The organism is Comamonas sp. HJ-2, from assembly GCF_053615495.1.
The window spans coordinates 20,192-47,071 of record NZ_JBSIFD010000028.1 but is presented as its reverse complement, the minus strand read 5'-3'; the positions used below and the strand labels follow the sequence as shown (position 1 = coordinate 47,071).

At 61.6% G+C, this 26,880-nt stretch carries 21 protein-coding genes and 1 pseudogene; 16 read left to right on the top strand and 6 right to left on the bottom strand.

Translation table 11 applies throughout. The annotated features are described in order from the left end of the window. Positions 1–71 precede the first annotated feature (71 nt). Positions 72–1,064, bottom strand: coding sequence for an endolytic transglycosylase MltG (gene mltG / locus ACWGXF_RS20540; protein WP_012837770.1), 993 nt, complete (start codon positions 1,062–1,064; stop codon positions 72–74). A gap of 44 nt (positions 1,065–1,108) precedes the next feature. On the opposite strand from mltG, the gene ygfZ reads away from it, so the two are divergent. Together ygfZ and ACWGXF_RS20530 are read left to right on the top strand one after the other, a co-directional pair. Then, entirely contained in the window at positions 1,109–2,065 is a 957-nt protein-coding gene (gene ygfZ / locus ACWGXF_RS20535) for a CAF17-like 4Fe-4S cluster assembly/insertion protein YgfZ (protein ID WP_452102427.1), read from the top strand. Positions 2,066–2,276: 211 nt separating this feature from the next. Next, positions 2,277–2,726, top strand: a pseudogene (locus ACWGXF_RS20530) (GlcG/HbpS family heme-binding protein); the annotation flags it as partial. Positions 2,727–3,039: 313 nt separating this feature from the next. On the opposite strand, the gene ACWGXF_RS20525 reads toward ACWGXF_RS20530, so the two are convergent. Next, the gene (locus ACWGXF_RS20525; protein ID WP_452102426.1) at positions 3,040–3,897 is read right to left on the bottom strand and encodes a GNAT family N-acetyltransferase; all 858 of its coding nucleotides are present in this window, start codon (positions 3,895–3,897) and stop codon (positions 3,040–3,042) included. 16 nt (positions 3,898–3,913) lie between these two features. Further along, positions 3,914–4,894, bottom strand: coding sequence for an alpha/beta hydrolase (locus ACWGXF_RS20520; protein ID WP_452102425.1), 981 nt, complete (start codon positions 4,892–4,894; stop codon positions 3,914–3,916). Between the two features lie 885 nt (positions 4,895–5,779). On the opposite strand from ACWGXF_RS20520, the gene ACWGXF_RS20515 reads away from it, so the two are divergent. The 5 genes from ACWGXF_RS20515 to ACWGXF_RS20495 all read left to right on the top strand — a co-directional run bounded on the left by ACWGXF_RS20515 (position 5,780) and on the right by ACWGXF_RS20495 (position 11,485). Beyond that, positions 5,780–6,088, top strand: coding sequence for a DUF3649 domain-containing protein (locus tag ACWGXF_RS20515; protein ID WP_452102424.1), 309 nt, complete (start codon positions 5,780–5,782; stop codon positions 6,086–6,088). After that, positions 6,085–7,797, top strand: coding sequence for a PepSY-associated TM helix domain-containing protein (locus tag ACWGXF_RS20510; protein WP_452102423.1), 1,713 nt, complete (start codon positions 6,085–6,087; stop codon positions 7,795–7,797). The genes ACWGXF_RS20515 and ACWGXF_RS20510 overlap by 4 nt, the downstream gene beginning before the upstream one ends. A gap of 2 nt (positions 7,798–7,799) precedes the next feature. Next, positions 7,800–8,159, top strand: a complete 360-nt coding sequence (locus tag ACWGXF_RS20505; RefSeq protein ID WP_039051138.1) for a DUF3325 domain-containing protein — start codon at positions 7,800–7,802, stop codon at positions 8,157–8,159. Positions 8,160–8,499: 340 nt separating this feature from the next. Further along, positions 8,500–9,216, top strand: a complete 717-nt coding sequence (locus ACWGXF_RS20500; RefSeq protein ID WP_202787192.1) for a DUF4198 domain-containing protein — start codon at positions 8,500–8,502, stop codon at positions 9,214–9,216. A gap of 82 nt (positions 9,217–9,298) precedes the next feature. Continuing rightward, complete coding sequence (locus ACWGXF_RS20495) at positions 9,299–11,485, top strand: TonB-dependent siderophore receptor (RefSeq protein ID WP_452102422.1); 2,187 nt, start codon at positions 9,299–9,301, stop codon at positions 11,483–11,485. A gap of 146 nt (positions 11,486–11,631) precedes the next feature. Here the strand turns inward: ACWGXF_RS20495 and ACWGXF_RS20490 are convergent, their stop codons facing one another. Next, positions 11,632–12,603 (bottom strand): AraC family transcriptional regulator, encoded by a 972-nt coding sequence (locus tag ACWGXF_RS20490; RefSeq protein ID WP_452102421.1) that lies wholly within the window; start codon positions 12,601–12,603, stop codon positions 11,632–11,634. A 143-nt stretch (positions 12,604–12,746) separates the two neighbouring features. Between ACWGXF_RS20490 and ACWGXF_RS20485 the strand changes: the two genes are divergently transcribed. Continuing rightward, positions 12,747–13,919, top strand: a complete 1,173-nt coding sequence (locus ACWGXF_RS20485) for an FAD-dependent monooxygenase (RefSeq protein ID WP_452102420.1) — start codon at positions 12,747–12,749, stop codon at positions 13,917–13,919. Between the two features lie 480 nt (positions 13,920–14,399). Here the strand turns inward: ACWGXF_RS20485 and ACWGXF_RS20480 are convergent, their stop codons facing one another. Continuing rightward, complete coding sequence (locus tag ACWGXF_RS20480; protein WP_003061480.1) at positions 14,400–14,924, bottom strand: MarR family winged helix-turn-helix transcriptional regulator; 525 nt, start codon at positions 14,922–14,924, stop codon at positions 14,400–14,402. 177 nt (positions 14,925–15,101) lie between these two features. On the opposite strand from ACWGXF_RS20480, the gene ACWGXF_RS20475 reads away from it, so the two are divergent. The 8 genes from ACWGXF_RS20475 to ACWGXF_RS20440 all read left to right on the top strand — a co-directional run bounded on the left by ACWGXF_RS20475 (position 15,102) and on the right by ACWGXF_RS20440 (position 24,148). Next, entirely contained in the window at positions 15,102–16,085 is a 984-nt protein-coding gene (locus ACWGXF_RS20475; protein WP_039052286.1) for a Bug family tripartite tricarboxylate transporter substrate binding protein, read from the top strand. A 116-nt stretch (positions 16,086–16,201) separates the two neighbouring features. Beyond that, positions 16,202–18,508, top strand: coding sequence for a xanthine dehydrogenase family protein molybdopterin-binding subunit (locus ACWGXF_RS20470; protein WP_452102419.1), 2,307 nt, complete (start codon positions 16,202–16,204; stop codon positions 18,506–18,508). Next, entirely contained in the window at positions 18,501–19,382 is an 882-nt protein-coding gene (locus ACWGXF_RS20465; RefSeq protein WP_034356664.1) for an FAD binding domain-containing protein, read from the top strand. Before ACWGXF_RS20470 ends, ACWGXF_RS20465 begins: the two co-directional genes overlap by 8 nt. Next, positions 19,379–19,858: a (2Fe-2S)-binding protein gene (locus tag ACWGXF_RS20460; RefSeq protein ID WP_452102418.1), complete on the top strand. Its 480-nt coding sequence runs from the start codon at positions 19,379–19,381 to the stop codon at positions 19,856–19,858. Before ACWGXF_RS20465 ends, ACWGXF_RS20460 begins: the two co-directional genes overlap by 4 nt. Beyond that, positions 19,848–20,651 carry a CoxG family protein gene (locus tag ACWGXF_RS20455; RefSeq protein ID WP_045839727.1) on the top strand — a complete coding sequence of 268 codons (804 nt, stop codon included), beginning with the start codon at positions 19,848–19,850 and terminating at the stop codon, positions 20,649–20,651. Before ACWGXF_RS20460 ends, ACWGXF_RS20455 begins: the two co-directional genes overlap by 11 nt. 107 nt (positions 20,652–20,758) lie before the next feature. Next, entirely contained in the window at positions 20,759–21,853 is a 1,095-nt protein-coding gene (locus ACWGXF_RS20450; RefSeq protein WP_452102417.1) for a porin, read from the top strand. Between the two features lie 278 nt (positions 21,854–22,131). Beyond that, positions 22,132–22,476 (top strand): DUF4148 domain-containing protein, encoded by a 345-nt coding sequence (locus tag ACWGXF_RS20445; RefSeq protein ID WP_452102416.1) that lies wholly within the window; start codon positions 22,132–22,134, stop codon positions 22,474–22,476. 535 nt (positions 22,477–23,011) lie between these two features. Further along, positions 23,012–24,148, top strand: coding sequence for an iron-containing alcohol dehydrogenase (locus tag ACWGXF_RS20440; protein ID WP_039050920.1), 1,137 nt, complete (start codon positions 23,012–23,014; stop codon positions 24,146–24,148). A 17-nt stretch (positions 24,149–24,165) separates the two neighbouring features. Here the strand turns inward: ACWGXF_RS20440 and ACWGXF_RS20435 are convergent, their stop codons facing one another. Further along, positions 24,166–26,592, bottom strand: a complete 2,427-nt coding sequence (locus tag ACWGXF_RS20435) for an AI-2E family transporter (RefSeq protein ID WP_452102435.1) — start codon at positions 26,590–26,592, stop codon at positions 24,166–24,168. Between the last annotated feature and the right edge of the window lie 288 nt (positions 26,593–26,880).

The following is a 26,880-nucleotide window of genomic DNA, read 5'->3' as shown; positions in this document are numbered from 1 at the left end:
GGCGCATGGCGGCACCAGTTGTTTGATTCGACACAGGGCTCAGACCACGGCCTGCCGCCCTCAAGGATTGCTTATTGACCGCGTTGGTAGCGGTTGACGGCCCTATTGTGCTCGTCCAGCGAGGCGCTGAAATGGCTGGTGCCATCACCCTTGGCCACGAAATACAGGGCCTTCGTCTGATCGGGCTGCACGGCCGCCATCAGCGCAGCCTTGCCGGGCATGGCGATCGGCGTGACGGGCAGACCCGCACGGGTATAGGTGTTCCAGGGCGTGTCCTCCAGCAGATCACGCTTGCGCAGATTGCCGTCAAAGCTGGCCCCCACGCCATAGATGACCGAAGGATCGGTCTGCAGACGCATGCCTATGCGCAGGCGGTTGGAGAAAACGCCGGCAATCTGCGCGCGGTCTGCGGCGCGGCCGGTTTCCTTTTCCACGATGCTGGCCAGGATCAGGGCCTCATCGGCGGATTTGAGCGGGGTATTGGCCGCCCGCATGGCCCAGGCATCGGCCAGACGACGATCCATGGCATGCAGCGCACGGCGCAGCACAGCCATGTCCGAGCTGCCCTTGGCGTAGGTATAGGTATCGGGGAAGAAGCGGCCTTCGGGCGGCACGCCCGCGCGCTCCAGTGCCGTCATCACGGCCTCGTCGCTGAGCCCTGCGCTGTCCTGCTTGAGGAATTCCTCACGCGCCAGCGCCGCACGCACCTGGCGCCAGTTCCAGCCTTCGACAAGAGTCAGCGCACGCAGGCTTTCCTCGCCGCGCGCCAGCTTTTGCAGCAGCACATAGGGCGTGAGACCCGTGCTCAGTTCGTAGTTGCCGGCCTTGATGGCGCGGTCCTTGCCCGAGAGGCGAAACCACGCATAGAGCAGGCGCGCATCGGTTTGCACCCCGGCCTTGACCACGTTCTGCGCCACGCCACGCGGCGTGGTGCCGGGCTCTATCTCCAGCTCCAGACTGGGCTCGGACAACTGCAGCGGCTGGTTCAGCCACCACCAGGCGCCTCCCGCCGCCAGGGCAGCCAGAAGCAGCAAAAATATCAGTGCTCGAATAAGGGCACGCACAAGCTAGATCCATCAGTACACAGAGCGACGATCATAATTCAGCCATGACCCAGCCCAAGACGCTGCCCCTGAACGGCATTACCCCCATTTCCCACCTTGGTGTCATCCGCGCCGTTGGCGCCGACGCAGCCAGCTTTCTCCACGGCCAGTTGAGCAACGATTTCGCGCTGCTCAAGTTCGATCAGGCCCGCCTTGCGGCTTTTTGCACGGCCAAGGGCCGCATGCTGGCCAGCTTCATCGGCTTCAGGCTCAGCGCCGACGAAATCGTGCTGATCTGTGACCGCAGCCTGCTGGCCCCCACGCTCAAGCGCCTGTCCATGTTTGTGCTGCGCGCCCAGTGCAAGCTCAGCGATGCAACAGCCGACTTTGCTCTCTACGGCCTGGCCGGCCAGGCCGCCGAGCAGCTTGCCGGCAAGAATGCTGCTGCCTGGGCGCTCCAGCAGCAAGGCGATGCCCATGTGATCGCGCTCTACCCCGCTGCAGGCAACCAGCGTGCGCTTTGGGTAGGCCCTACGGGCCAGGCCCCCGAAGGGCAGTTGCTGAGCGAAGACCTCTGGCAATGGTCCGAAGTCCAGAGCGGCGTGGCCACGCTATCGGCTCCCGTGGTCGATGCCTTCGTGCCCCAGATGCTGAACTACGAATCCCTGGGCGGCGTCAACTTCAAGAAGGGCTGCTACCCCGGCCAGGAAGTGGTGGCTCGCAGCCAGTTCCGCGGCACGCTCAAGCGCCGCGCCTATCTGGTTCATGCCGAGCAGGCTCTGAGCGTCGGCCAGGAAGTCTTCAGCGCCGAAGACCTCGAGCAGGCAACCGGCACCGTGGTGCAGGCAGCAGCAGCTGTGCAAGGCGGCTGGGATGCCATCGTCTCGATGCAGATTGCCTCTTCCACCCGCGACGATCTGTTTGCCCATGCAGCGCTGGCCGAAGGCCAGAGCGCCGATGCGGGCAAGGGAATCGCACTGCAGACCCAGCCCCTGCCCTACGAGCTGCTGGCGGATATCTGAACGTCTCGAACCCGCACTGCCGCAGGCCTGGCAGTGCGGGCCCGGCCACCGCTAAACTTTACTTGCACCCGGGTCATTATCTTTTCCTCAAAAAGATAGCAGACCCCGAAAGCTGGCTCTGCGTTCGCATTGATTCCTCTCACTTGCTGGACGACAACGTCCTGCCGGATGGCAGTGGTCTGCGACGCCTCAACGGCCAGACTTTGCTGGAGCCCGCAGCGCAGCTCCAGCGACCGCCTCCACCCGTAACATTGCCAGCACCAGCGCCGTGCAGTTGGCCCGGCAGACCGTGGTGCCCTGCAGCGCCGACGGCTACAACGTCAGCGCCTCGGTGGTGGACCGCTTTGGCGTGCTGCTGGCCATGGTGCGTGCCGATGGTGCCGACCCTCACACCGCTGAAGCCTCGCACGCCAAGACCTTCACCTCTGCTTCGTCGCGCAACCCCACCAGCGGCCTCGCCAAAGCCATTCAGTCCAATCCCGATGCAGCCGGCATGGCGAATATCCCCGGCTTCCTGGTGCTGGGCGGCGGCGTGCCCCTGAAGATCGGCAATGAAGCCATTGATGCCATTAGTGCCATTGGCGTAGCCGGTGCGCCTGGCGGCCATCTGGACGAAGCCTGCGCTCATAGGGCCATCACCGCGCTGAAGGATCAGCTGCAGCAATGCCGCCGGCACGCAGCGGAGAAAGGGCTGGGCTCGAGCCTGCGTGCGGCAAGGCCTGCGAAGCAGGCCGCCGCAGAGCGCTCTCGCCAGCGGGTGGCCCCCACCTTCAGCCGCCCGCCCACCTCTGTCCAGGACCTCGGCCGAACGGACTCAGAAGACCCCGTAGCGATAAGCCACATAGGCGGCCACCGCCACCCCGATCAGGCTGAGGACGGTCATGATTCTTGCCATGGGCGCTCCTTCACATCAAGCATAAAATCGAGCCTGAACGCCTTCAGACAAAGCGCTTCAAGCTATCAAAAAAGATGTATCAAAGCACTCTGCACATCGTGATGTGGGGAATGCCTGCCTCCTCATAAGGCTCGCCTACCGGCGTAAAGCCGGCGCGCAGATAGAAGGCTTCGGCATGGCGCTGCGCGTGCAGCACGATTTCCTTGTCGCCGCGATCGCGCGCCGCATCCATCAGGCTCTCGAGCACCATGCGCCCCCAGCGGCCGCCGCGCACGCTGCGATCCACGGCCATGCGGCCGATACGCCCCACGCCCGGCGCATCGCTGACCAGCCGGCCCGTGGCCACGGGCTGGTTCAAGCCGTTGAACAAGACCACATGACGCGCCACAGGGTCGAGCTCGTCGATCTCGATCTCGCGCGGCACGCCCTGCTCGCGCACAAACACGGCCAGGCGCAGGCGCTCGGCATCGCGCCCCAGATCATTCCAGCTGCCCGAGCGCAGCGTGACGACCTCCTGCCCTGCTTCATAGGCCGTGAGCAGATCCCGCATGGCCTGGGGTACGGGCCTGGGGGTCTGCGTCGCCGCGTCGGCAAACACATAGACCAGCTCCACGGTGTTGAGCAGCTCCATGCCCCGGAAGATGCCTGCCTCGAACTGCAGCGAGGTATTGCCTTGTTTGACGCAGCGGATGCCGACATCCAGCACATCGCCCAAAGTGGCCGATCCGTGATAGACCGTGCTGGCCTTTTTCACAAACAGCTCGCCGCCCAGCGATGCAAAGCCTGCCTCGTAAGGAATGGCCAGCTGGCGCCAGTAGTTGGTGATGGCCACATCGGCATACATCAGATAGTGGGCATTGAAGACGATCTTCTGCGCGTCCACTTCGGCCCAGCGCACCTCGATACGGGTAAAGCTGCGAAAGTCCTGTCGATTCATGGTTCTCACTCTGGTTTCAATTCAATCCAAACGCGCCGCACAAGGCCTGCGCCATGTCCCGGTGCGCCTGACGCGCCTCGGCAATCACGCGCCCCATCTTGACGAACTCATGGGTCACGCCCTTGTAGATTTCCAGATCCACAGGCACGCCTGCCATGCGCAACTTGTCAGCATATTCCACGCCCTCATCCACAAGGGGATCGCACTCGGCCAGGCCGATCCAGGCGGGTGCGACATCGTCGACATCGGGAGCCAGCAAAGGAGCGAAGCGCCAATCCTCGCGATCCTGGCGTCTGGCGATATATTGCGCAAAAAACCAGGTGATGGAAGCTTCTTCAAGAACCAGTCCATGGGCAAAGCGGCGATGAGAGTCGGTATCCTGGTGCGCCGTGGTGCCCGGGTAGATCAGCAGTTGCAAGGCCAGCTTGAGGCCGGCGTTGCGCGCTTCAATGGCACAGGCTGCCGCCAGCGTACCGCCGGCGCTGTCGCCACCGACAGCCATGCGGCTGCCATCCGCCCCTAGGCTCGCCGCATGGGTCGTCAGCCACTGCAGCGCATCCCAGGCATCGTTATGTGCAACGGGGAACTGGAACTGCGGCGCCAGGCGGTAGTCCAGCGACACAACCATGCAACCCGCCAGGTGTGCGAGCTGGCGGCAAAGCTGGTCATGCGTGGCCACGCTGCCTACCGTAAAGCCGCCACCATGCAGATACAGCAGCGCAGGCAAGCCCGCAGCGGGGGCTTCATCGCGGGTCACAGGAGCATAGAGGCGGGCCGGCAGATTCGCTCCGTCGCGTGAGGGAATCTGCAGGTCCTCCACACGGGGCAAGGCCTGCTTGGGGATCTCAAGCACGCCGGCGCCAGCTTCATAAGCCGCCTTGGCAGCTTCCGCACCGAGCTCGTGCATGGGAGCGCGCGCGGCCCGCTCCATGCGACGCAGCACATCGCGCATGGATGGTGTCAGACTGGCTGGCAAAGCCGCAGAAGAATCGGACATGATCACGACGATTAAAAAACACAGGCTGGCATTGTGCGTTGCAACTCCGAAGTCTGCAGGCCAATGCCGACAATTGTTGGTAATCGATACCGTCGCAGACGTTCCATGGAGCCAGCCCATGACAAGCAGCAGCACGGCGGCAGCCGCGGGATCCCGGTGAAGCAGGACCTGCGGCAGGAGCATCAGCCCGTAGAGCAGGCCCGACATCGTCGCTCACCTGAGTCGAGGTGAACCACAACAGCAAAGAGACCAGAACGGCCAGAGAGCCCATGCAGGGCCTGTGCATCGCGGCTGCCCATTCCGCCCGCCAACACAGCGGCAAAAAAGCACGCTCCTGCAATTCCTGCGAGTACTGACTGAGAAGACGCATGAAGGTGTCCTGTGCCAGATCCTAAGCATCCTGCACACAATGCACTCGCCGCTTCAGCCAGTTCAGCTGCCATCCGTGGTGGTCGCAATAGAGCGTGTGCAGAAGAGAAGAAGAACTAGCTTGCGCACCAGGTAGGGCTCAGGGGAATACCGGTCTGCCCCGGCGATGAGTCGCCCACCGCTCCAGGAAGGGCCTTCAGGCGTCCGCCAGGCAGGCAATGGCCCAATGATGGGAAGAACTTCAGATGTCGCTTTTTAGGCTCTGTAAGCCGAATAACAAATAAATAACAATCATTCTCAATTACATCTATAATCGGCTTTACATTTCTTCGCATGCCAGCATGATTTCTTGACACAAGCCAGCCAGCGAACCGACTGCATCGTTTGGTTGTCTGTCATGCTGAGCTCTCCGTATACCTGCTTTTCCTCGCCAAGGGTGATTCACCCGCGCTTTGTCGTTGCAGCTCCTGTCTGCGGCAATCCTTGCCGCCCAGCTCCAGCGCATCAGGAGGCGGTATGAAAGCCACATCGCCCCTTATTCACTACCGCCTTGCGGTTGCCTCGCGCAGTTTGGCTGCCGTCCTTGGAGGCTATGCGCTGGCCGCAGTCAGTACGGCGACCCTGAGTCTTCTGCTGAGTTCCCTGATGGGCCGCGTGGAGGCGGTGATGACCGCTACTTTGCTGTCCTGGGTCATCTACGCCATGGCTATTGCCTGGACCTTCTATGCACGCACGGCTTGGCTTGCCTGGGCCGGTGTACTCCTTCCTGCCCTAGCCCTAAGCGCAGCGCTGTATGGGCCATTGTGGTTGGGGGCGGAAGCATGACCGCCCCTCAAGCCAAGACAAGCGCCAAAACCACGCGCCAGCCCGAGCAGGAGGGTTTTCGCCAGGCCATGTCCTGGCTGCATACCTGGTCGGGACTGATTCTGGGCTGGCTTCTGTTTGCGATTTTCGTCACCGGCACGCTGAGCTTCTTCAAGAACGAATTCAATCTGTGGATGCGACCCGAGCTGCATGGCCTGCCACCGTCCGACAGCGACGTTGCGCAACGCGCCCAGGCGGCGCTGCACGAGCACGCGCCGGGTGTCAGCAACTTCATCATGCGTCTGCCCGATGAACGCACGCCGGCCGTCAATATGCTGTGGCGCGACAAGCCCAACAGCCGCTTCGAGACTTTGCTGCTGCACCCGCAAACCGGGGCCGCACTGCAGGCCCGAGAGACCGCTGGCGGAGAATTTTTCTACCGCTTCCATTTCGAGCTTCGCACCGCTCACAAGGGCCGCTGGACGATCCAGGGCCGCTGGGTGGTGGGCGCGGCGACGCTGATGATGTTCATTGCCTTGCTGACCGGCGTGGTCACGCATCGCCGCATCTTCAAGGACTTCTTCACCTTTCGCCCGCGCAAGGGCGGACAGCGCGCCTGGCTGGACGCACACAACGTCTCGGGGGTACTGGTGCTGCCGTTCTATCTGATGATTACGTTCAGCGGTCTGATGATCTTTCACGCCATGTATATGCCGGCCGGCATAGCCGCCGCCTACCCTGGCGCAAAAGGAACGGATTCGCAAAGCTATTTCTCCGAGTTGCAGGGCGATGTTCCCGGTGCGCGCAGCGCCAGGCGTGGCAGCAACGCACAGGCCGAACCCCTGCCCATGCTGGATCTGGGCCCCATGCTGAGCCAGGCCAGTCAGCTATGGCGGGGCGGTCGTGTCGGCAGCATCACCGTGCGCAGCGACAGCCAGGGCCCGCTGGTGGAGATCACCCGCCACGACGGCGACAGGCTGCAATACGGACCAGCGCGGCTGCGTTTCGATGGCCGCACCGGCCAGCTGCAAACCCAGGTCGATCCGCAAAGCCCGGCCATCAAAACCTATGGCGTGCTCTACGGCCTGCATCTGGGGCGTTTCGCCGACATCGGGATGCGCTGGGTGCTGTTTGGCTTTGGCGTCATGGGCTCGATGATGATTGCCTCGGGCCTGATACTGTGGTCGGTCAAGCGCCGCGCCCAGGCCCTGCGCAAGACACCTGCCGCCCCCCTGCCCTTTGGCGAACGGCTGGTGGCAAGTTTCAATATCGGCCTCATGGGCGGTCTGCCGCTGGCGATCGCGGCCTATCTGCTGGCCAACCGGCTGCTGCCATTGGAGATGCCAGGCCGCCCCGATGCCGAACTGTCCTGCTTCTTCGGCACCTGGGCGCTGGCCTTGCTGCTGGGCCTGATCCGGCCCACACGCCAAGGATGGGCACTGGTGCTGGGCATGGCCGCCACCGCATACCTGCTATTGCCTTTGGTCAATGCCTTGACCACTTCAACGCATCTGGGCATCAGCCTGCCAGCCATGGACTGGAGCTGGGCCGGCATGGACCTGAGTTTTGCGGCCATGGGGCTGATGCTTGCCGCCCTCACCCGACATCTGCTGCAACGCAAATCCCAGCCTGCAGCCAGACATGCGCTCCCCGCCAAGGCTGCGACAGCCCCGGGACGCAAGCCCGGCTCCCAAGGGATCCCTGGCGACAACACTGCGCAGGAGGCATAGCAATGCTGCTCGACTTTCTGTTGTGCTTTGCCGCCTGGACGGCTCTTGCCCTGGCCATGGACCGACACCATGAAGACGCTTGGCCGAATATCGATAGTGAAGCTCCCGCCGCAGTACTGCGCCGCCAGCGCCTGTTCCAAGCCGGCTGGCTCCTGCTGGCCTTGTCACTGGGCATTGCTCTGGGCTTTCCGGGCGCAGCCACCACTGCCATGTCGGCCACCGTGTGGACGGCCGCTCTGTGCCTGGCGGCTCTGGCCGCCACCAGCATGGCGACCTGGCAAGCGCAGCGCCTGCCTCTGTTTGGCTTGATGGCACTGGCGCTGGGAATACTGGTTTTTACCTTCGACCGCCTCGGTCCTTGACGGACTGCACTCGGAACCCGCAGGGGCTACGAATCAGCGAGTCGCTGAGCATCAATGACTGAGAACCCAGGCAGCTATTGATGCAACAGGAATCCCGATCATGACCGGGCAAGGACATTGCATGCGCATCGCGATGCAGCAGCCGCCTCGGCCCTTGCATGGCTGGCCGTGGCCAATCGATTGAACAAGAGGTGCAAGGAAAGAGCACAGGGCCATACAAAAGATCAACAGGCTCTCTTTTCTTGGAATCCAGACCGGTGCTTGAGTCTGGATATCGGGCAGAAGACCTTCACTCGTGCAGAGCAATTCATTCACCTATCCAGCATCCAAGGAGATTTTCATGCGCAATTTTTATCATCCCATTGCTCTCGCCACTCTGCTGCTTGCCAGTCTGGGCACAGCCCATGCTCATCAAGTCTGGCTGGAGAACGATGGCGGCCAGGCCCAGTTGTTTTTTGGTGAGTTCAATGACAACCTGCGTGAGACTTCGCCCGGGGCGCTGGACAAATTTCTGGCCACGCCCACGCTGGCCCAGCAAACAGCCGGCGGCACGCAGCAACTGAGCGGCCGGCGAAATGCCACGGGTTTCAGCTACAACGCGGCAAGCCAGGCCCAAACCCTTTTTGCCAGCGCCTCCTATCCCTTGATTGACCGCAGCAAGCGCAATGAGCCAGCTTTGCTGTGGGTACCTGCGGCCCGCTGGGTAGCAACGTCGACACAGGCCGTGGCCGTCAATGCCCAGGCCCTGGATTTGGTGCCCACGGGCCAGCCGGGCCAATTCATGGTGAGCTTCAACGGTCAGGCCCTGCCCAAGGCCAAGGTGCAAATCGTCGCCCCCTCGGGCTGGTCGCGCGAGGCACAAAGCGACGAGCAGGGCCGGGTCAACTTTGCCCTGCCCTGGAAGGGCCTGTACGTGGCCGAAGTACATCACAGCGACAAGCAAGGCGGCGAAGCACAAGGCAAGCGCTATGGCGAGGCCAGCTATGTGACCACGTTGAGCTTCAGCGTCAAGGACGGCATGCCATCCCCCGCCCTGCCGTCTGCCATCAGGCCCTGACGCAGCCCCCCATTCACTCCGGCAACCGCTCCGACCACCCCTGGTGGTCATTGTCCGTGACCATCTATTTGACAGCAGCACCATGAACCACCCATTCCCCGGCATACCCAGCCGACCATCGCTGGCCTTGCTCAGCGCCCTGGCCTGCCTGAGCCTTGGCACTCAGGCACAGACCTCGCTTCCCGCACACAGCGCAGACGGCAGTGCCGAAGTCATGCTGGCCCCCGTTACCGTGCAAGACAGCCTGGCCGGCGAAACAGCCACAGGTCCGGTCAGCGGCTTTGTCGCCCGGCGTGCGATCTCGGCCACCAAGACAGATACGCCCCTGATCGAAACGCCGCAATCCATCAGCGTAGTCACGCGCGACCAGTTCGAAGCCCAGGGCGTGACCACACTGCGCGAAACCACACGCTACACGGCGGGCATCAACTCCAGCTATTTCGACAACCGCGTGGACTCTTTCAAGGCCCGCGGCGGTGATGTCAGCCAGTACCAGGACGGGTTGCTGCGCACTTACGGCACCTACAACAACATCAAGGTCGAGCCCTACACGCTGGAGCGCGTGGAATTCCTGCGCGGCCCCTCCTCCGTGCTTTATGGCCAGGGCAGCGTGGGCGGTGTGCTCAACCTGACCAGCAAACGCCCCCAGGCCGAGCGCATGCGTGAGGTGCAGATACAGCTGGGCAGCCACGGCCGCAAGCAGATTGCCAGCGACATGACAGGCGCCATGGACGACGAAGGAAAGTGGCTCTACCGCCTGGTGGCCGTGGGCCGCGACAGCAACACCCAGGTCGATCATGTCAAGGACGACCGCGTGGTGATTGCGCCTTCGCTGACCTATCGTCCCAGTACCGATACTTCGCTGACGCTGCAAGCCTTGTACCAAAAGGACAAGAGCGGCTCCATCACCCAGTTCTTTCCCTGGCAGGGCACGCGCCTGCCCAGCCCCTACGGACAGATTCCGACAAACACCTTTATCAGCGAACCAGGCTGGGACAAGTACGACTCCGAAAACAAGTCCTTTGGCTATCTGTTCAGCCATCGTCTGAGCCCTCAATGGACACTGCGTCAGAACCTGCGCCGCACCATCAGCGAGGTGGACTACCGCACGCTCTACACCAGCTTTGCAGCCAACGCAGCCACGGGCCGTCCGGCACGTCCGGTGTTTGACGCCAACGGCCGCACCGTACAGCGCGATGCCGTATGGCAGATCAATGGCGGACGCATGCTGCTGGTCGACACACAGCTCGAAGGGCTGCTGCAAACCGGTGAGGTTCAGCACCAGCTGCTTGCAGGCATGGACTGGCAGCGCAACACCAGCAACCAATCCAGCTGGCGCGGGCCAGGCACGGCACTGGATGTCTACAACCCCGTGTATGGCACGTTCACGCCGCCCTCGGCCTCCCGGCTGCTACGTGCGCCCAACGTGTCACAGCGCCAGCTCGGTTTCTATCTGCAGGACCAGTTGCGTTGGGGCCCCTGGACCGCGACAGTAGGCTTGCGTCACGACAAGGCCAAAACCGAGACCGAAGGTCGCCCGGCAGCGGCTGCCGACGACTCTGCCACCACCAAGCGCCTGGGTGTGACCTATCAGGCCGGTGGCGGCTGGGCTCCGTATGTCAGCTACACGGAGTCCTTCCAGCCACTGGGCGGCGTGGACTTCTACGGCACGCCGTTCAAGCCCCAGCGCGGCAAGCAGTTGGAAGCCGGCGTGAAATGGATTCCCGAGGGCAAAGGCATTTCTGGCTATGCCGCGGTTTACGGCCTGCGCGAACAGAATCGCAAGACCAATGATCCGGGCAACCCGCTCAACAGCCTGCAACTGGGCGAGGTCAAAACCCAGGGCTTTGAAGCCGAGCTGATCGCAAGCCTGGCCAGAAACTGGGACTGGACGCTGGCCTATGCCTATACCGACGCAAAAATCAGCCGCAGCAACGCTGGCGACCAGGGGCAGCGCGTGGCCTCGGTATCGCGCCATATGGCCTCCAGTTGGCTGATGCATCGATTTGCCGCTCAGGGCCGCGGAGGCTGGAGTCTCGGCGCCGGTCTGCGCTATATCGGACCACAGTGGAGCGGCACCTCTGCCATCGACACGCCCTCGTCCCTGCTGGCAGACGCGATGGTGGCCTATGACGCCGGCGACTGGCGCCTTGCCCTGCATGCCAACAATATCGGCGACAAGGTGGTGATCACCCAATGCCTGTCGCGCGGCGACTGCTTCTACGGCGAACGCCGCAACTTTCTGCTGACTGCCACCTATCGTTACTGAACGGGCAGGCAATGCGAACAATGTCCAGCCGCCACCATGAAATCCGAGGCGAAGGCGTCAAAGACACCCTCTCTTCAGTTTGTGAGGTCGGCTGGCGAGGCAGGCTGCGCTTGATTGAAGTGCCGCACGCAAGCGGCTGGAGAACCTCATTTCAGCGCAGCAAATTCGTTTCTGAGCGCCTTGGTGCTGCGCTGATAGGCGCGCGGTGGCAGACCGCACCAGCGCTTGAAGGCGCGGGCAAAAACACGCTCTGACTCGTAGCCGCAATCCTCGGCGATCTGGGCCAGCGGCAAACCCGATTCCAGTTGCTGGGCTGCATGAGCCATACGCTGCTGCTGCAGATAGGCCATGGGCGATTCTCCAACCAGCGCCTTGAATTTTTCGGCAAAGAGCGAGCGCGACATGGCAGCCTCCCTGGCCAGGGCCTGCAAGGTCCAGCCGTGGCTGGGGCGGCCGTGGATGGCAGCCATGGCCCGGGCAATCTGCACATCGGCCAGGCCGCGCACCCAGCCTTGACCGCGCTGCTGCTGTGCGGCGAAATGGTTGCTGAGCACGTGGATCAGGACCAACTCACCCAGGCGCGCAGCGGCCAAACGCCAGCCGGCGCGTCGCGCCAGCGAGTCCTCTATCAGAGTCTGCAGCATATTGCCCAGCATGGCCGGCGGAACGGCCTGCGCTGCAGGTATGTGCAGCAGCGGCGGCAGCAGAGTCAATATGGAGTGCCGGCAGTAGGCCGATATCCAGAGCAGCACCGAATCGATGCGAGTCTGGGCCCCGCCTCCGCCATGCTCGAACGTCAGAGGATTCTCGTCCTTCGGACCCTGGGCAAAGCATTCGATCATGCGTGCGAACGGAACCGGTGCCAGGGCGAGGTCCGACGCAATTACGTGCGGACTGCCCAGCGGCAACACCACCAGATCGCCAGGCAAGACCTGCAACGGTGCCTGGCCTTGTACTTGCAGCCAGTACGGCTGCCCCTGGGCGATGCGGATCATGGTCCCCGGCACTCCCTCGGACGCCAGCGCCCAAGGCTCACCCAATGCAAAGCTGGCCGTCACCGCGCGCTCGGCTCGGCAGATGGCCAACACGTCGCTTAAATGGTCGCTGCTTTGCTTCATGGAGGATTCCGGACGATTTGTGTCATTTTATGGATGCTTTGCGCTTCACGTGACAGGCGGCCTTGTCGACACTGGCTGGCACCGTATGCGGGCTGCCTGCGCAGCCCGGAACGAGCAAACCATACCCATATCAAGGAGCAAACATGTCCAAGACACGATTGAAAATAGGCATTGTGGGCGGCGGCATTGGTGGCCTGGCCGCCGCCAACGCGCTGCACCGCAGCGGACACGAGGTGACGGTGTTCGAGCAGAGCCGGCAATACCTGCGCGTGGGCGCCGACATCAATCTGACGCCCAATGCTGTACGCGCGCTAGACGGACTGGGCGATGGCATTGCAGCTGCCGTACGGGCTTCGGCAGCCCGCCCAACGCACCGTATCAGCCGCAACTGGGACAACGGCGAGGAAACATCGCGCCTGACCATGGGCAATGAGGCCGAGCGTCAATACGGTGCGCCGCAGCTCACCATCCATCGCGCCGACCTGCTGGCTGCGCTGGCCGATGCCTTTCCCCATGAGCAGGTGAAGTTCGCCAAACGCGTCAACCGGATTGTGCAAACCGATGACGGTGTTGCCGTGGAATTTTCCGACGGCGCGCGAGTCGATGGACTGGATGCGCTGATAGGCTCGGACGGGATTCATTCGGTGGTGCGCACATCCCTGTTTGGCGCAGAGAGCCCACGCTTTACCGGTGTGGTGGCGTTTCGCACCGTGGTGCCCACCGAGCGCGTGCGTCATATTCCCGATATCGGGGCCTTCACCAAATGGTGGGGACCGACTCCGGACAGCCAGATCGTGACCTTTCCGCTCAACCAGGGCCGCGACACCTTCATCTTCGCCACCACGGCGCAGGCCTCCTGGCATGAGGAATCCTGGACCACCGAGGGCAGCGTGGCCGAACTGCGCGGCTTTTATGCCAGCTTTCATCCACATGCACGAGCCTTGCTGGATGCGTGTGACAGCGTGCTCAAGACGGCTTTGTATGAGCGCGACCCGCTGCCGCACTGGTCGCAGGGGCGAGTGTCGCTGCTCGGAGATGCCAGCCATCCCATGATGCCGTTCATGGCCCAGGGCGCCGGCATGGCGATCGAGGATGCCGTGGTGCTGGCCCGCAACCTTGATGCAGTGCAGGATGCCGAAGGCGTTGCGCAAGCCTTGCAGAACTACGAGGCCATGCGCAAGCAGCGCACCAGCCAGATCCAGATAGGCTCGCGAGGCAATAACTGGCTGCGTGCCGGAGGCAATGCCGACTGGGTCTATGGCTATGACGCGTGGCAAGTTGCTTTGACGGCCGAGCCGGTTGCCTGCTCTACCTGAACGGCGGTACACCCCGGCAGTGTTGCCCTGCGCAGCGCCTTCGGGGGTCGATGGTGCGGTCTTGAGCGGGCATCGTGGCGCTGTCGGCATCTGGCGAAAAGCCACGGTGCATGGCTGGCAGACGCCCATGCCTGGCTTGGCCCATTGCATGAGCCTGCCTCTGCCCATGAGCAAGAAGACAGGTGTCTGCGGGAGCGCATCTGCCATGGCGGATCCGGATCTCGCCAAGCGCTGCTGACTTGCGAGACATGTCAGAGGACGGTGACGAGCGGCCTCGGAAGCCAGGCGAGAAAGTATTGGCCTGTGACTTCCGACCGCTGCTTTGGAAGTTGCGGACCCCGGCCCTCATTCTCAAATGGCGCATCAACCGGCGAAGCACATTTAATGTGCGGATGACCCCGCCTGCAGCATGCGGAAATTCGTGCGTCTATATGTGTTGCAACAGCATCCTGGCGGTTGTCCAACACAGGGCCGCAGGAACTATTCCAGACCTGCTTCATCCTCGCCGGACAAAGCGCCTGCTTTCTCGCAATGTGCACGCAAGCGCATCAGCGCGTTGTACATGGCATTGCGCTCATCTTCAGGCAATGCCCGAATGGCGGCAGCCTGGCTGGCACGCGCCAAGGGCATGACCTGTGCATGCAGGGCCTCGCCCTGTTCGGTGACCTGACAAAAAATCTTCTTGCGCGGCGTATTGCCTTCACCCTGCAGATCCACCAGGCCTTTGGCTTGCAGCCGCTTGAGAGCGCGGCTCACCAAGGCCTTGTCCGAGGTGGACTGAATGACCAGATCCGAGAAGGCCAACCGCTTCGAGTGGGCAATCAAGGCCAGCAAGCGCCACTCCGAGACCGTCAGATCGTGCTTTTCGGCATAGGGCACGGTAATCGTGCGCCGCAGAGCATTTCCCACCTGGCTCATCAAGGTGGTGATGAAGTCGTCCACCGTCAGTCCGTCGCCTTGCGCATTGAGCTGCGACCAGGGCGTTTCGCATGTTTTCTTGTTCATGCGCCATTGTTCCATCCGAATTAACAAATTCAGATGTCAATAGTGAAAACGGCAATTTGATCGATCAACTATAAGCGTATAACTCCGTTTATTGTTTCTCTCCAGATTCAATGTTTCATTAATGAAACAAAAAGATTGCACACAAAATTTATACCCACGGCCCAAGGAGAGGCGACCATGTCAGTTGATAGACGCCAGTTTTGCTTTACCGCTCTTGCCTGCGGCACGCTGCTTGCGCAGCCGGTGCTTGCCGAAGAGAGTTATCCCAGCAAGCCCATCACGGTGATCGTGTCCTACCCGCCGGGCGGGGATACCGATGCAATCGCCCGCCTCTTTGCCGACAAGCTCAGTCACAGGCTCAAGCAGACAGTGCTGATCGACAACCGCCCGGGTGCCGGCGGGGCGATAGGCAACGGCATGGTGGGGCGTGCACGCTCCGATGGCTACACATTGCTGTTCACTCCCAACCCCTTCACCACCGCCCCCCTGGTCATGAAGCTGTCGGGCGCTGCAGCCTACGACGTACTCAAGGGCTACGAAGCCATCATCAACACCGCCACCCAGCCCCTGGTGCTGGTCACGAGCCCCAAGCTCGGTGTCAAAAACCTGCCCGAGCTGATTGCCAGGGCCAAGAGTGGCGCTACCGTCTCCTATGCCAGCCCTGGCGCCGGCTCGCCCATGCACATCGCCGGCGAATGGCTGAACAAGGCCGCTGGCGTCAAGTTGTCCCATGTTCCATACCGCGGCGTCGGCCCCTCGGTGACCGATGTCGTGGCCGGCCATGTCGATACTGCCTGGGTCACTTTCGGGCCTGTGCGCCAGTATCTGGACTCCGGCAAGCTGGTGGCGCTGGCCATCGGCGATACCAAGCGCTCATCGCTGGCACCTGCCGTTCCGACATTGACCGAGCTGGGCTACAAGGATGTGGTGGTCAGCGCCTGGAACGGCTTCTTCGCGCCGAAAAAGACTCCGGCAGCGGTAATCAATCTGCTCAACGAGCACCTCAATGCCATTTTGCGTGAGCCCGAAGTCGTGGAAAAACTGGCTGTCTTCGGCGCCCTGCCTGCGGGCGGGTCGCCCAAGGTGCTCAGCGATCTCAATCAACGCGAGTACATGGTGATGGGCAAAGCCATCAAGGAACTCGGCATCGTGGCCGAGTGACACCAATGAATCGTTCAGGCCCAGTCCTGGGCGATTCCAACAGACCTCTATATGACTGAAGTGGCACAAGCCTCTGGTCCGCAGCGACCCGGGGCCTTCCGCTGCGAGGTACGGATATGACATCTGCTCTTTCATCTCGATCCACGCTGGGCATGGACACTCCACAGGTGACGGCCAAGGCAAAAGTGCTTGGCCGGGCCATCTACGCAGGAGATCTCAAGCTTGCCGGCATGCTGCATGGCAAGGTTCTGCGCAGCCCTTACCCGCATGCGCGCATCGCTCGCATAGACACCACCGAGGCGCGCGCGCTGCCTGGCGTCAAGGCGGTTCTGACCGGCGAGGATGCGCCCGCCAATCTTTGGGGGGCGCATCACAAGGAGCGCGCCGTCCTGGCCAAAGGCGTGGTGCGTTATTGCGGCGAAGAGGTGGCCGCCGTGGCCGCTGTTTCCGAAGAGGTCGCACGCGACGCGCTGGATCTGATTCGGGTGGAATATGAAGAACTGCCGGCCATTCTGACGCCCGAGGAAGCCATGGACGAGGAAGCCTTCGGCATCCATCCAGGGCGCAACAATGTGGGCCACCATATCCAGTTCGAGCGCGGTGACGTGGAGGCAGGTTTTGCCGCTGCGGATCTGACTCACGAAGCCACCTACACCACGCATTCTCAATACCCCGGCTATATGGAGCCCATGGCTACGGTGGCCTCGCTGGACCCCGATGGCCGGCTTGTGCTCTATACCTCGACCCAGGCAGTGAATCTGGTGCGCATGCAGGTGGCCATGACCCTTGGCCTGCCCATTTCCCGCGTGCGCGTGATTCAGGCCGCGACCGGAGGTGGCTTCGGCGGCAAGATCGTGGAGGACGACAACCAGTTGCTTGCCGGCCTGCTGGCTCTGCATACCCGACGTCCGGTGCGGCTGGTCAACAACCGCCTGGAGGACTTCCAGGCCGCATGCGCCAGCGTGCCCGAGCGCATCACCCTCAAGCTGGGCATGCTCAAGGACGGAAGCATTGTCGCCAAGCAGGTTCGCATCATTGCCGAATGCGGTGCATATGCAGGCCTTGCCGGTGATGTGATGCACGTCAGTGCCATGCGCAGCGACAACATGCACCGCAATCCCAATGTGCGTTCTGAAGCAACGCTGTACTACACCAACAATCCGCCACGCGGTGCCTTCCGGGGCTTTGGCGGAACCCAGATGCAGTTTGCGCTCAACAGCCATATCCACACCATGGCGGAGAAACTGGGCCTGGACCCTGTGCAGGTGCACAAGATCAACGCGCTCAAGGCCGGTGATGTCTCGATTCACGGCTGGCATATCGGCAGCACAGGACTGCTGGAGTGCATAGACATGGCAACCGAGGCCATAGGGTGGGCAAGCAAACGCCAACGCGTCAAGGCCAGTGGCATCAAGCGCCGCGGCGTGGGCATGGCAGCGGCCATGCATGTGAGCGGCAATCGCACCATAGGCAACTGGGATGGATCGACGCTGGTCATCAAGATCAATGAGGACGGTCGAGTTTTCCTCATCAGCGGTGAATGCGATATGGGCCAGGGAACGAGCACCATGCTCAGCCAGATCGTGGCCCATGAACTGGACCTGCCTCTGGCCGATATTCATGTGCTTGCACCCGACACCGATGTCGCACCAGTGGCCGTGGGTACTCTGGCTTCACGCGTCACCATGTCGGGCGGCAACGCGGCCATCATCGCTGCGCGCAAGGCGCGGCAAGAGTTGCTGAGCCTGGCTGCCGAGCGCCTGGGTGCACCGCACGACGCGCTGACGCTGAAAGACGGTGCCGTCTATGTGAGCGCGGAGCCTGAACGCCGCAGCACCGTGGCCGAGCTGGCGCGCCAGCATATCTGGCGCCATGGTGGAGGTGGTATCCAGGTCGCCGGAACCTGGGACCCAAAGACCGTCATGCATGACGACAAGCTCTACGGCAATATCGCCGCTGCCTACTCCTACGCCGCCCAGGCCGTTGAAGTCGAAGTGGATATCGAGACTGGCCAGGTCAGCGTCATCGACAGCTATGTCGCCGACGACTGCGGCAAGGCGCTCAACCCCACTGCGATTCACGGCCAGACCAATGGTGCCACCGTTCAGGCCATAGGCTGGACGCTGTATGAGCAGTTGCACTACGAGGGCGGGCGCCTGGCGAACGGCAATTTCGCGGACTACAACATGGCCACCGCCGATGCGGTTCCCATGCTGCGCGGCGGCCTTGTGGAATCCAACGATCCCAACGGCCCCTATGGCGCCAAGGGTGCCAGCGAAACAGCCATCCTGCCCGGCGCGCCAGCCATAGCCAACGCCGTCTATGACGCGATTGGCGTGCGCATCACCGATCTGCCCATCACCCCGGAAAAAGTGCTGGCTGCATTGCGCGACAAGCAGCAGCAAGGAGCAAGCCATGCGTGAATTTGATTTTGCGGAGCCCCGCTCGGTTGCAGAGGCCAGCCAGATGCTGGCCGAGTACGGTGACGATGCACGCATCATCGCGGGCGGGTCGGCGCTGATGCTGGCCATGCGCCAACGCATGCTTGCGCCCACGCACCTGATCTCGGTGGCAAGGCTGCCCCGGCTGCATGGCATCGATTTCGATCCGCACCAAGGTCTGCGTATCGGGGCCATGAGCCGCCATATCGATGTGGCTCGCTCCGAGCTCGTGAAGGCGCATGCACCGGTGCTGGCCCGGATGGCCGCCCAGGTGGCCAATCCGCAGGTGCGCAACCAGGGCACGATTGGCGGCAATCTCTGTTATGCCGACCCATCCACGGACCCGCCCGGCTGTCTGATGGCCCTCGACGCCTCGGTCGTTCTGGGCAGCACACGCGGAGAACGCGTGCTGTCGATGGAAGAGTTCCTGGTCGACTACTACACCACGGCCATGGAGAGTGATGAGCTACTGCTGGAAATCCGGGTGCCGCTGCAGGCGCCCGGCACCCAGGGGGAATACACGCGCTTTCTGCGCACGGCAGCAGAGCACCGTCCCCTGGTCAGCGTGGCCCTGGTCGTGCAAAGAGAGGGGCAGATATGTCACCAGGCACGTCTGGCTATTGGGGCATCCACGCCCATTCCCACCAGGCTGCGCCGTGCCGAAGACTGCTTGCGCGGCAAGACCGTGAATGCGCAGCTCGCTTCAGAGGTCGCAAGCATCGTGGCCGAGGACATCCAGCCGGTCTCCGACCTGCGGGGCAGCAGCGAGTTTCGCCGCGCCATGGTGCGCACGGTGACCCGCCGCACGGTGGCCACGTTGTTCGGAATTGATATCAATGAAGGAGTTGCCGCATGAGCACGCATCGCATCGAATGCCAGGTCAACGGCGAATCGCACAGCGCCGAAGTCGCATCACGGCGACTGCTATCGGATTTCCTGCGGGACGACCTGCACCTGACCGGCACCAAGCGGGGTTGCGAGACCGGCACCTGCGGCGCCTGCTCGGTGCTGCTGGACGGTGAAGTCATCAAATCCTGTCTGATGCTGGCCGTGCAGGTTCAGGGGCGCAGCATCACCACCATCGAAGGGCTGGCCGCCAACGAGCAGCTGCACCCCCTGCAGAAGAACTTCATGCAGTGCGGCGGCCTGCAATGCGGCTACTGCACGCCGGGTTTCATCATGGCCTCCTGTGACCTGCTCAAGAACACGCCCCAGCCCAACTGCGAGGAAGTGCGCCACGGCCTCGCCGGCAATCTCTGCCGTTGCACCGGCTACACCCAAATCGTCGAATCCGTGCTGCATGCAGCACAGGAGATGCATCATGGAAATTGAAAAAACCCTGACCGTTTCAGCCCCTCCCCAGCAGGTCTGGGATCTGCTCCTCAATCCCCAGATCATGGCCGGCGCCGTGCCCGGAATGAAGTCCATCGATGTCATCAGCCCCACGGAATACGTGGCGGAGATGCACCAGAAGATTTCCTTCATCAGCGCCAAGTTCAAGCTCAAGACCAAGATCGTCGAGCAGAAGGCTCCGGAATACATGCGCGTGGAAGGCACCGGCGAGGATGCCTCGGTGGCCAGTTCGCTCAAGCAGACCAGCGAAGTGTTCCTGACGCCTGCTGCCAACGGTGGCACTGATCTACGGATCAAGGTCAATGTCGACGTGCTGGGCCGCCTGGGCGCCTTCGGCCTGTCGGTCATGAAAACCAAGGCCGACCGTCTCTGGGAAGAGTTTGGCAGCAATCTGGCTGCTCGCATCGAGGCTGGTGGCTTGATCGTTGATGCAGCACCACATTCCTCCGCCAGCCCCTCGACAGCGCCCACCATGCCTTCATTGGCCAAGCAAGCTGTCGCGAGCCCTGAGATCAAGCCTGTCGCCGCATCGACCGTCTCCTCTAGCGCAGTACCGCAGGGACAGATGGAAGCCGCCATCACAGCCTCGACACAGGACACATACAGCGAAGCCGGCTGGTGGGCCCGCATCTTCGGAGGTGCCCGCAATGCACGCCGCGGCGGCCAGGTCATACGCGTAGAAGTGCGTCAGATGGACAAGACGATCTGTGTCGAGTGGCCTGCCACAGCTGCATCCGAATGCCGGGAATGGCTCCAGTCTCTGCACAAGTAAGCACTGTTTTTGCTCCGACCAGCAAGGAGGCTCACGACTCAACAGCTCAATCACATCAAGCCACGCATGCAAAAAATACTGAACGACATTAAAAATTGGAGACATTCATGCTGAAGAAGGTAGCGAGCGCCATTGCGCTTCTGGGGGTGGGAGGATTGGCACATGCACAATCGTCCGTACAGATTTACGGCATCATGGACACGGCCGTCGAAACCATGAACAACGTGGGCGCAACCAAGTCCAGCCTCACACGCATGCCCAATCTGACGGGCAGCGTTCCATCGCGCCTGGGCTTTCGCGGCCGCGAGGATCTGGGAGGCGGATTGAGCGCATCCTTCACGCTGGAGATGGGTATCGGCCCCGACAGCGGAGCTCTCAATCAGGGCGGTCGCGGTTTCGGCCGCCAGTCCTTCGTCAGCCTCAACGGCCCCTGGGGATCGCTGGGGCTGGGCCGTCAATACACCATGCTGTTCTGGTCCGTACTCGACGCTGACGTGATCGGTCCGAGCCTGCACAGCATGGCCAGTCTGGACAACTACTTTCCCAATGCACGTGCCGACAATGCGATCTCCTACAAGGGCACGTTCTCGGGCCTGACGGTCGGCGCAACCTATAGCTTCGGCCGCGATGCCGTCAATGCGGGCCCCAGTCCCGGTGGCACCAACTGCGCGGGAGAAAGCAGCACCGACTCCAAGACCTGCCGCGAGTGGTCGGCCATGCTCAAGTACGACACCGCGACATGGGGGGCAGCGCTGGCGCATGACGAGCTGCGCGGCGGCCCCGGTGCTTTCGCGGGGCTGACCAGCAGCGACAAAATCGACAAGCGCACCATGCTCAACGGCTATGTGAAGCTTGGTGGCGCCAAGATTGGTGGTGGCTATATGCGCCGCAAGAATGACGGCTATATCGCATCGCCGCGCAACGACCTGTGGTTTGTGGGCATGACCTACCCCATTGGTCAATGGAGCGTGGACGCCCAGTACAACCAGCTCAAGTACAAGGACAACGCGGACAAGGGTCAGCTGCTGGTACTGCGCGGTACTTACAACCTGTCCAAGCGCACTGCGGCCTATGCCTCGCTGGGCTATATGAAGAACAGCGGCAATGCGGCCTTTGGAGCAAGCAGCGCTCAAGCTGGAGGAACACCAATGCCTGGCGTCAACCAGACTGGCTTTGGCATGGGTCTGCGCCATACGTTCTAAAGCCGGAGCCAATACAGCGGGTGCGGGTAGCCTGGTGGCCTGCACCCGCTTTTCAGAAGAGGCGGCAATCCCTCAAGCGGGGCTCGTTCAACAACATAGACCGGACATATCTACCTGCCCAAGGGCAGTCCAGGTCGGCATGAGAAGAAGCTGACAACAATGTCACCGCGCTGTCCCGCTTCTGTTGGGGTCGGATTTCTAAGATCCACACATCTCCTCCTTACCTCTATCAAGGCCTGGGAGATTGTGTTTCACCGACTTTCTTAGGAGCTTCCACCATGTCTCAACGTCGTCTCTCCATCGCGTCCGTATTTGCAAGCGCAGCAGCAGTAGCTGTACTAGCCATGCCGGGGATGGCTTCGGCAGCCTATGAACACCCAGCCAATAACGAGCAAGGCGTGACTATTCACCCCGAACATTTCGTGAGTCAGAAGACGCGTGATCAAGTCAGGGCCGAAACTGCAGATGCGATGAAGAACGGTCGCCTGTCGTATGGAGAAAGCAGTTTCCCCAACTTTGCCCCCCCTGCAGGTCCCGGTAAAACACGCGAAGAAGTGATTAACGAATTGCTGCGCGAATCTCCAGCAGCACGGGAAGCTCGTATGCAGTCCATCGCTCGCTGAGACCTATAGAGGCCTTGTTGGGGCGCCGGTCTTCCTTGACCGGCATGCTTGATCTGACTACCGGCAGCAACTGCCCCATGCTGCCGGCCGAGTGGCGATGATCAATGCTTGGATTGCCGGCATCACCCAATCCAAGCCTTTATCCGCTTCCTTCAATTGATCATCGCCGCCCCCTGAGCCGTTCTTGAAGACCAACCAACGGGGGCGGGCGAGCAGCAGACAGTGCCCGTCAATTGGCAAAGCGCAGCTCACATCAAGCTTTATCGCTCACAGATAGCTTAGGTGCGCAGGCTGGAATTAGGGCTGCAGCCATCGCCACAGTTCTTTGTTAACGGATTGTCTTGCCATGAAGGCATGAAACATCAGTGCTTCAGGTTGGCATCGAAGGGGATGGCGTGATCGACTCTGCCCAGCCGCCCTGTCCCCTGGGAGACGATTTTTCCACCCCCCCTAGGGTTTGCTGTCTTTGCGTGGCCGCATTCGGCTTCTAGGCTTCTAGATTGCCAAGACTCCCTTTTTACTGAGCAAACAGAACATGGCCTTCATCAATTACGTGACTCAGATCCAGTTTGACTTTGGCGCCGTTCAAATGCTGCGCCAGGAATGCGAGCGTGTCGGTATCAGCAAGCCACTGATCGTGACCGACCCAGGCGTCAAGGCGGCAGGAATCTTGCAAAAAGCCATAAATGCACTGGGTGGCCTGCCCCATGCAGTATTTGACCAGACTCCTTCCAACCCCACCGAAGCGGCTGTGCGCGCTGCGGCTGAAATCTACAGTTCCCAGAACTGCGATGGATTGATCGCTGTGGGCGGTGGCAGTGCCATTGACTGCGCCAAAGGCGTGGCAATTGCGGCTACGCATGAAGGCCCGCTCTCGTACTACGCAACGATTGAAGGCGGCTCGCCTCGTATTACGGAGCGAGTCGCTCCGCTGATTGCCATCCCCACCACCAGCGGCACAGGCAGCGAGGTAGCGCGTGGCGCCATCATCATCGTGGACGACCATCGAAAACTGGGATTTCACAGCTGGCATCTGGTGCCCAAGGCTGCCATCTGCGACCCCGAGCTCACCTTCGGCCTCCCCCCCATGCTGACGGCAGCAACCGGCATGGATGCCATAGCCCATTGCATGGAAACCTTTATGGCCTCGGCCTTCAATCCACCAGCTGACGGCATTGGCCTGGACGGGCTGACCCGGGGCTGGGCGCATATCGAGCGGGCCATGCTCAATGGCAACGACGCGGAAGCCCGCCGCCAATTGATGAGCGCAAGCATGCAAGGGGCCATGGCTTTTCAGAAAGGGCTGGGCTGCGTGCATAGCCTCAGTCACAGCCTGGGCGGCATCAACCCTCGCCTGCACCACGGCACGCTCAACGCTATGTTCCTGCCCGCAGTCGTGCGCTTCAATGCCGAAGCCGAAAGCGTTCAGCGCGAGGACCGCCTCAACCGCATGGCACATGCCATGGGTCTCAGCAGCGGAAGCGATATCCCCGACGCGATTCGAGATATGAATGCCCGCCTGAACCTGCCATCGGGTCTGGCTGCCATGGGCGTGGAGCGCGCGCAGTTTGATGCAATCATCAGCGGTGCACTCAAGGACCACTGCCACGCCACCAATCCACGGCTGGCATCCGCACAGGACTATGAGCAGATGCTCAGCACCTCGCTCTGACAGACTGCACACAGTGCTCAAGCCTCAACGACAGGGCTCTGCTTGAGCGCTTCGCGCACATCGTCCATCAATTGCCTCGCCATGCTGCTGAGCACCTCGAGCTCATCGTCGGACATGTTTCGAGGCTCGTCATCAAGTATGGAAAGGCAGCCCAGCACATTGCCTTTTTTGTCCACCAGAGGCACACCCGCGTAAAAGCGCAGCTTAAGGCTATGCACCACCGAGTCGCTTGCAAATCGGGGGTCTCGCGCCAAGTCTCCGACCACAATGGCCTCTTCCTCATACACGACATAGGAGCACACCGTGCCATCACGAGGGACGCCTTGTTGAGCGCCCTCCTGCGCTGACAGCGGCAGCAGACTGCCCGGCGCAAAGACACGTTCAGCATCCACCCAGGAAACTTGAGCCCACTTGGTGTTGAAAGCGTTGACGGCCTTCTTGGCCGTATCGCGATATAGCGCTGTCAATGCTGGTGCCAGCACTCCGCTTTCATGCAGCATTTTGACGCGCTGCTCATCGTCATCGGGAATCGGGGCTGCAATCACACACTCGCCGGGATCTCCAACCTGCATGGCCTCTACCCACAGATGCAACTCACGCAGACTGGTAACGCAGGCCTGCGCTCCTGTCTGTCGGGCAAACTCGGGGGCAGCTGCCACGGCTGGAGCATTCCACAGGCACAGCACCACTCGTGCACCCGGCCAATGGCGGCGAATGCGCCGCACAATGCGTCTCGCCATGCTTTGTGGCTGGTGATTGAAAATCGACAGCACCAATAGATCCGATTGCTTTACGGCCTGAACCCACTCGCGATCCGCCAACAAGCCATTGGCGTCAAACTGCAAGGACTTCGAGTCCGGGGCAAGTGCCCATCCGGAGCAGCTAACCTCATGACCATGCAAACTCTCTGCATGGGCCACCATGGCTGCGCCCAGGGCATCCACCTCCCAGCGCACACCCGCGCAATGAATGCGCAGGCATCGACGCTGATCACCTTCACCGGGAGCCGCCTGGGCATGCTCGCCACTGCTTCTGAATGCATATTGGTCCTGCAACTCATCAAGCAAGGCTGCCATGCCATTGGACAGCCGCAAGCGATGTTCGGCCGTTGCCGACTCCAGATGCTGCTGGGTTGCAATACGCAGAGCAGGAATGGCAACCTCATCATAAAACCCGCTGACGGCACTGGCTCTGTCATCCTGGCTGGACTTCGAGAGCAGACGCTCCTCCACGGACTGTACGGCCATGCTGATGGCATCATCAGCGTCATCGGCCAGCAGACGCTGGTACAGCCGTTGCTGCGGCCCGAGAACAGGCTCGCTGCCCAGCAATACCTCCATGAATTTGAGCGAGGGAATGTAGCGCCCCAGCACCAGCAGGCACACCGTCAAAGGTGTGGAAAGAATCAGGCCGATCGGCCCCCAAAGCGCTGTCCAGAAAGTTGCGGCAACAATGATTGACAAGGTCGACAAACCTGTACTTGAGCCATATAGCCACGGCTCGATCACATTGTTGCTGATCAACTCCAGCAGCAGAATCAGGCCCAAAGTCATCAAAAACATATCCCAGCTGGGATCGACCGCAAAGGCCAGCGCCAGCGGAAATACCGCAGACATCATCGGACCCACATATGGCACAAATCGCATGATGGCGCCCAGCACCCCCCAGAGAATTGCCCCTGGCACACCAATGAGCAACAATCCCATGGCGAGTGGCACGCCATAGCTGACGTTGACGATGAACTGCATGCGCAGATATTTGCCAATGCGCTGCGAGGCCTCATCCAGCGCATCGGTGGCCACATTGAGGTTGCCCCCCACCAGCCTAAGCAACCGATCCCTCAGCTCGTCCCTGTCAAGCAGAATCAATATGACAAACAGCAACACGATACCTGCGGTCGTCACCGGCTCGGCAATACGCCCCAGCCACTGCAGCATCCGTGTAGTGGGCTTGGACTCGGGAGGCTGAACCTCCACTTTCTGCACCCGCGCCCTGGCGTTGTCCACGCTGGCAATCTCTTTCTCAACGGTGTTGTAGGTCTTGAAAACGCCATCCCAGGCGCTGGGCATGTTTGCGCTCTTGCGCAGGCTGCGCAATTTGTCGCGAATCGTCGATTGATAGGTCGGCAGATCGGCACTGAGTTGCTGCACCTGACTGCCCAGATACATGCCCAAGCCGCCGAGTGCTGCCAGAGAAAAAGCCACGACCACAATGGCCGAAGCCATTCGCGGCAGCCCCCAGCGCTTGAGCTTGCTGACAGCAGGGTCGAGCAAGAAGCCGAACAGCATTGCCAGGGCCAGAGGAATCAGCATGTCCCGCCCGAAATAGAGGGCAAGAATCACGATGGAAGCAATCATCAGCCCGATGAGCAAACGCAGGGCCGGCAGCATTTCTGCCAGATGCACAAGCCCCGGAGCCACGTTGGCCCTGGCTCGTCTGTCCATGCCCTCCCACAAACCGGGAGCTGGCTGCCGGCCCTCTCCGGCCGAACCCGCCTCTCGCGAGAAAGTCTCGATTTCGACCGGTGCCCCCGCATACGGCTTGGTTGGCGCAACCGCGCCAAAGTTGACCTCGGGGATTGCAGACGACTCATCGGACGGGGAATTCTCGTTTCGGTTCTCTGACATTGGCATCCTTGATGGACTGTTGTCTATGATTTTCTGAGACAAAGTGCGCTCATCCAGAATTCCAACTGGCTCTGCCCCCCTCTGCTGTCAGGCTTTGTCGTAATT

What these genes read in the sequence shown, in the direction of transcription:
- ACWGXF_RS20475 (WP_039052286.1), top strand. Translation starts at nt 15,102, where the DNA reads ATGTCAGTTGATAGACGCCAGTTTTGCTTTACCGCTCTTGCCTGCGGC.
- ACWGXF_RS20490 (WP_452102421.1), bottom strand. Translation starts at nt 12,603, where the DNA reads ATGAAGCAAAGCAGCGACCATTTAAGCGACGTGTTGGCCATCTGCCGA.
- ACWGXF_RS20465 (WP_034356664.1), top strand. Translation starts at nt 18,501, where the DNA reads ATGCGTGAATTTGATTTTGCGGAGCCCCGCTCGGTTGCAGAGGCCAGC.
- ACWGXF_RS20515 (WP_452102424.1), top strand. Translation starts at nt 5,780, where the DNA reads ATGAAAGCCACATCGCCCCTTATTCACTACCGCCTTGCGGTTGCCTCG.
- ACWGXF_RS20510 (WP_452102423.1), top strand. Translation starts at nt 6,085, where the DNA reads ATGACCGCCCCTCAAGCCAAGACAAGCGCCAAAACCACGCGCCAGCCC.
- ACWGXF_RS20505 (WP_039051138.1), top strand. Translation starts at nt 7,800, where the DNA reads ATGCTGCTCGACTTTCTGTTGTGCTTTGCCGCCTGGACGGCTCTTGCC.
- ACWGXF_RS20455 (WP_045839727.1), top strand. Translation starts at nt 19,848, where the DNA reads ATGGAAATTGAAAAAACCCTGACCGTTTCAGCCCCTCCCCAGCAGGTC.
- ACWGXF_RS20450 (WP_452102417.1), top strand. Translation starts at nt 20,759, where the DNA reads ATGCTGAAGAAGGTAGCGAGCGCCATTGCGCTTCTGGGGGTGGGAGGA.
- ACWGXF_RS20520 (WP_452102425.1), bottom strand. Translation starts at nt 4,894, where the DNA reads ATGTCCGATTCTTCTGCGGCTTTGCCAGCCAGTCTGACACCATCCATG.
- ACWGXF_RS20435 (WP_452102435.1), bottom strand. Translation starts at nt 26,592, where the DNA reads ATGGACAGACGAGCCAGGGCCAACGTGGCTCCGGGGCTTGTGCATCTG.
- ACWGXF_RS20485 (WP_452102420.1), top strand. Translation starts at nt 12,747, where the DNA reads ATGTCCAAGACACGATTGAAAATAGGCATTGTGGGCGGCGGCATTGGT.
- ygfZ (WP_452102427.1), top strand. Translation starts at nt 1,109, where the DNA reads ATGACCCAGCCCAAGACGCTGCCCCTGAACGGCATTACCCCCATTTCC.
- ACWGXF_RS20440 (WP_039050920.1), top strand. Translation starts at nt 23,012, where the DNA reads ATGGCCTTCATCAATTACGTGACTCAGATCCAGTTTGACTTTGGCGCC.
- ACWGXF_RS20470 (WP_452102419.1), top strand. Translation starts at nt 16,202, where the DNA reads ATGACATCTGCTCTTTCATCTCGATCCACGCTGGGCATGGACACTCCA.
- ACWGXF_RS20480 (WP_003061480.1), bottom strand. Translation starts at nt 14,924, where the DNA reads ATGAACAAGAAAACATGCGAAACGCCCTGGTCGCAGCTCAATGCGCAA.
- ACWGXF_RS20445 (WP_452102416.1), top strand. Translation starts at nt 22,132, where the DNA reads ATGTCTCAACGTCGTCTCTCCATCGCGTCCGTATTTGCAAGCGCAGCA.
- ACWGXF_RS20500 (WP_202787192.1), top strand. Translation starts at nt 8,500, where the DNA reads ATGCGCAATTTTTATCATCCCATTGCTCTCGCCACTCTGCTGCTTGCC.
- ACWGXF_RS20525 (WP_452102426.1), bottom strand. Translation starts at nt 3,897, where the DNA reads ATGAATCGACAGGACTTTCGCAGCTTTACCCGTATCGAGGTGCGCTGG.
- ACWGXF_RS20495 (WP_452102422.1), top strand. Translation starts at nt 9,299, where the DNA reads ATGAACCACCCATTCCCCGGCATACCCAGCCGACCATCGCTGGCCTTG.
- ACWGXF_RS20460 (WP_452102418.1), top strand. Translation starts at nt 19,379, where the DNA reads ATGAGCACGCATCGCATCGAATGCCAGGTCAACGGCGAATCGCACAGC.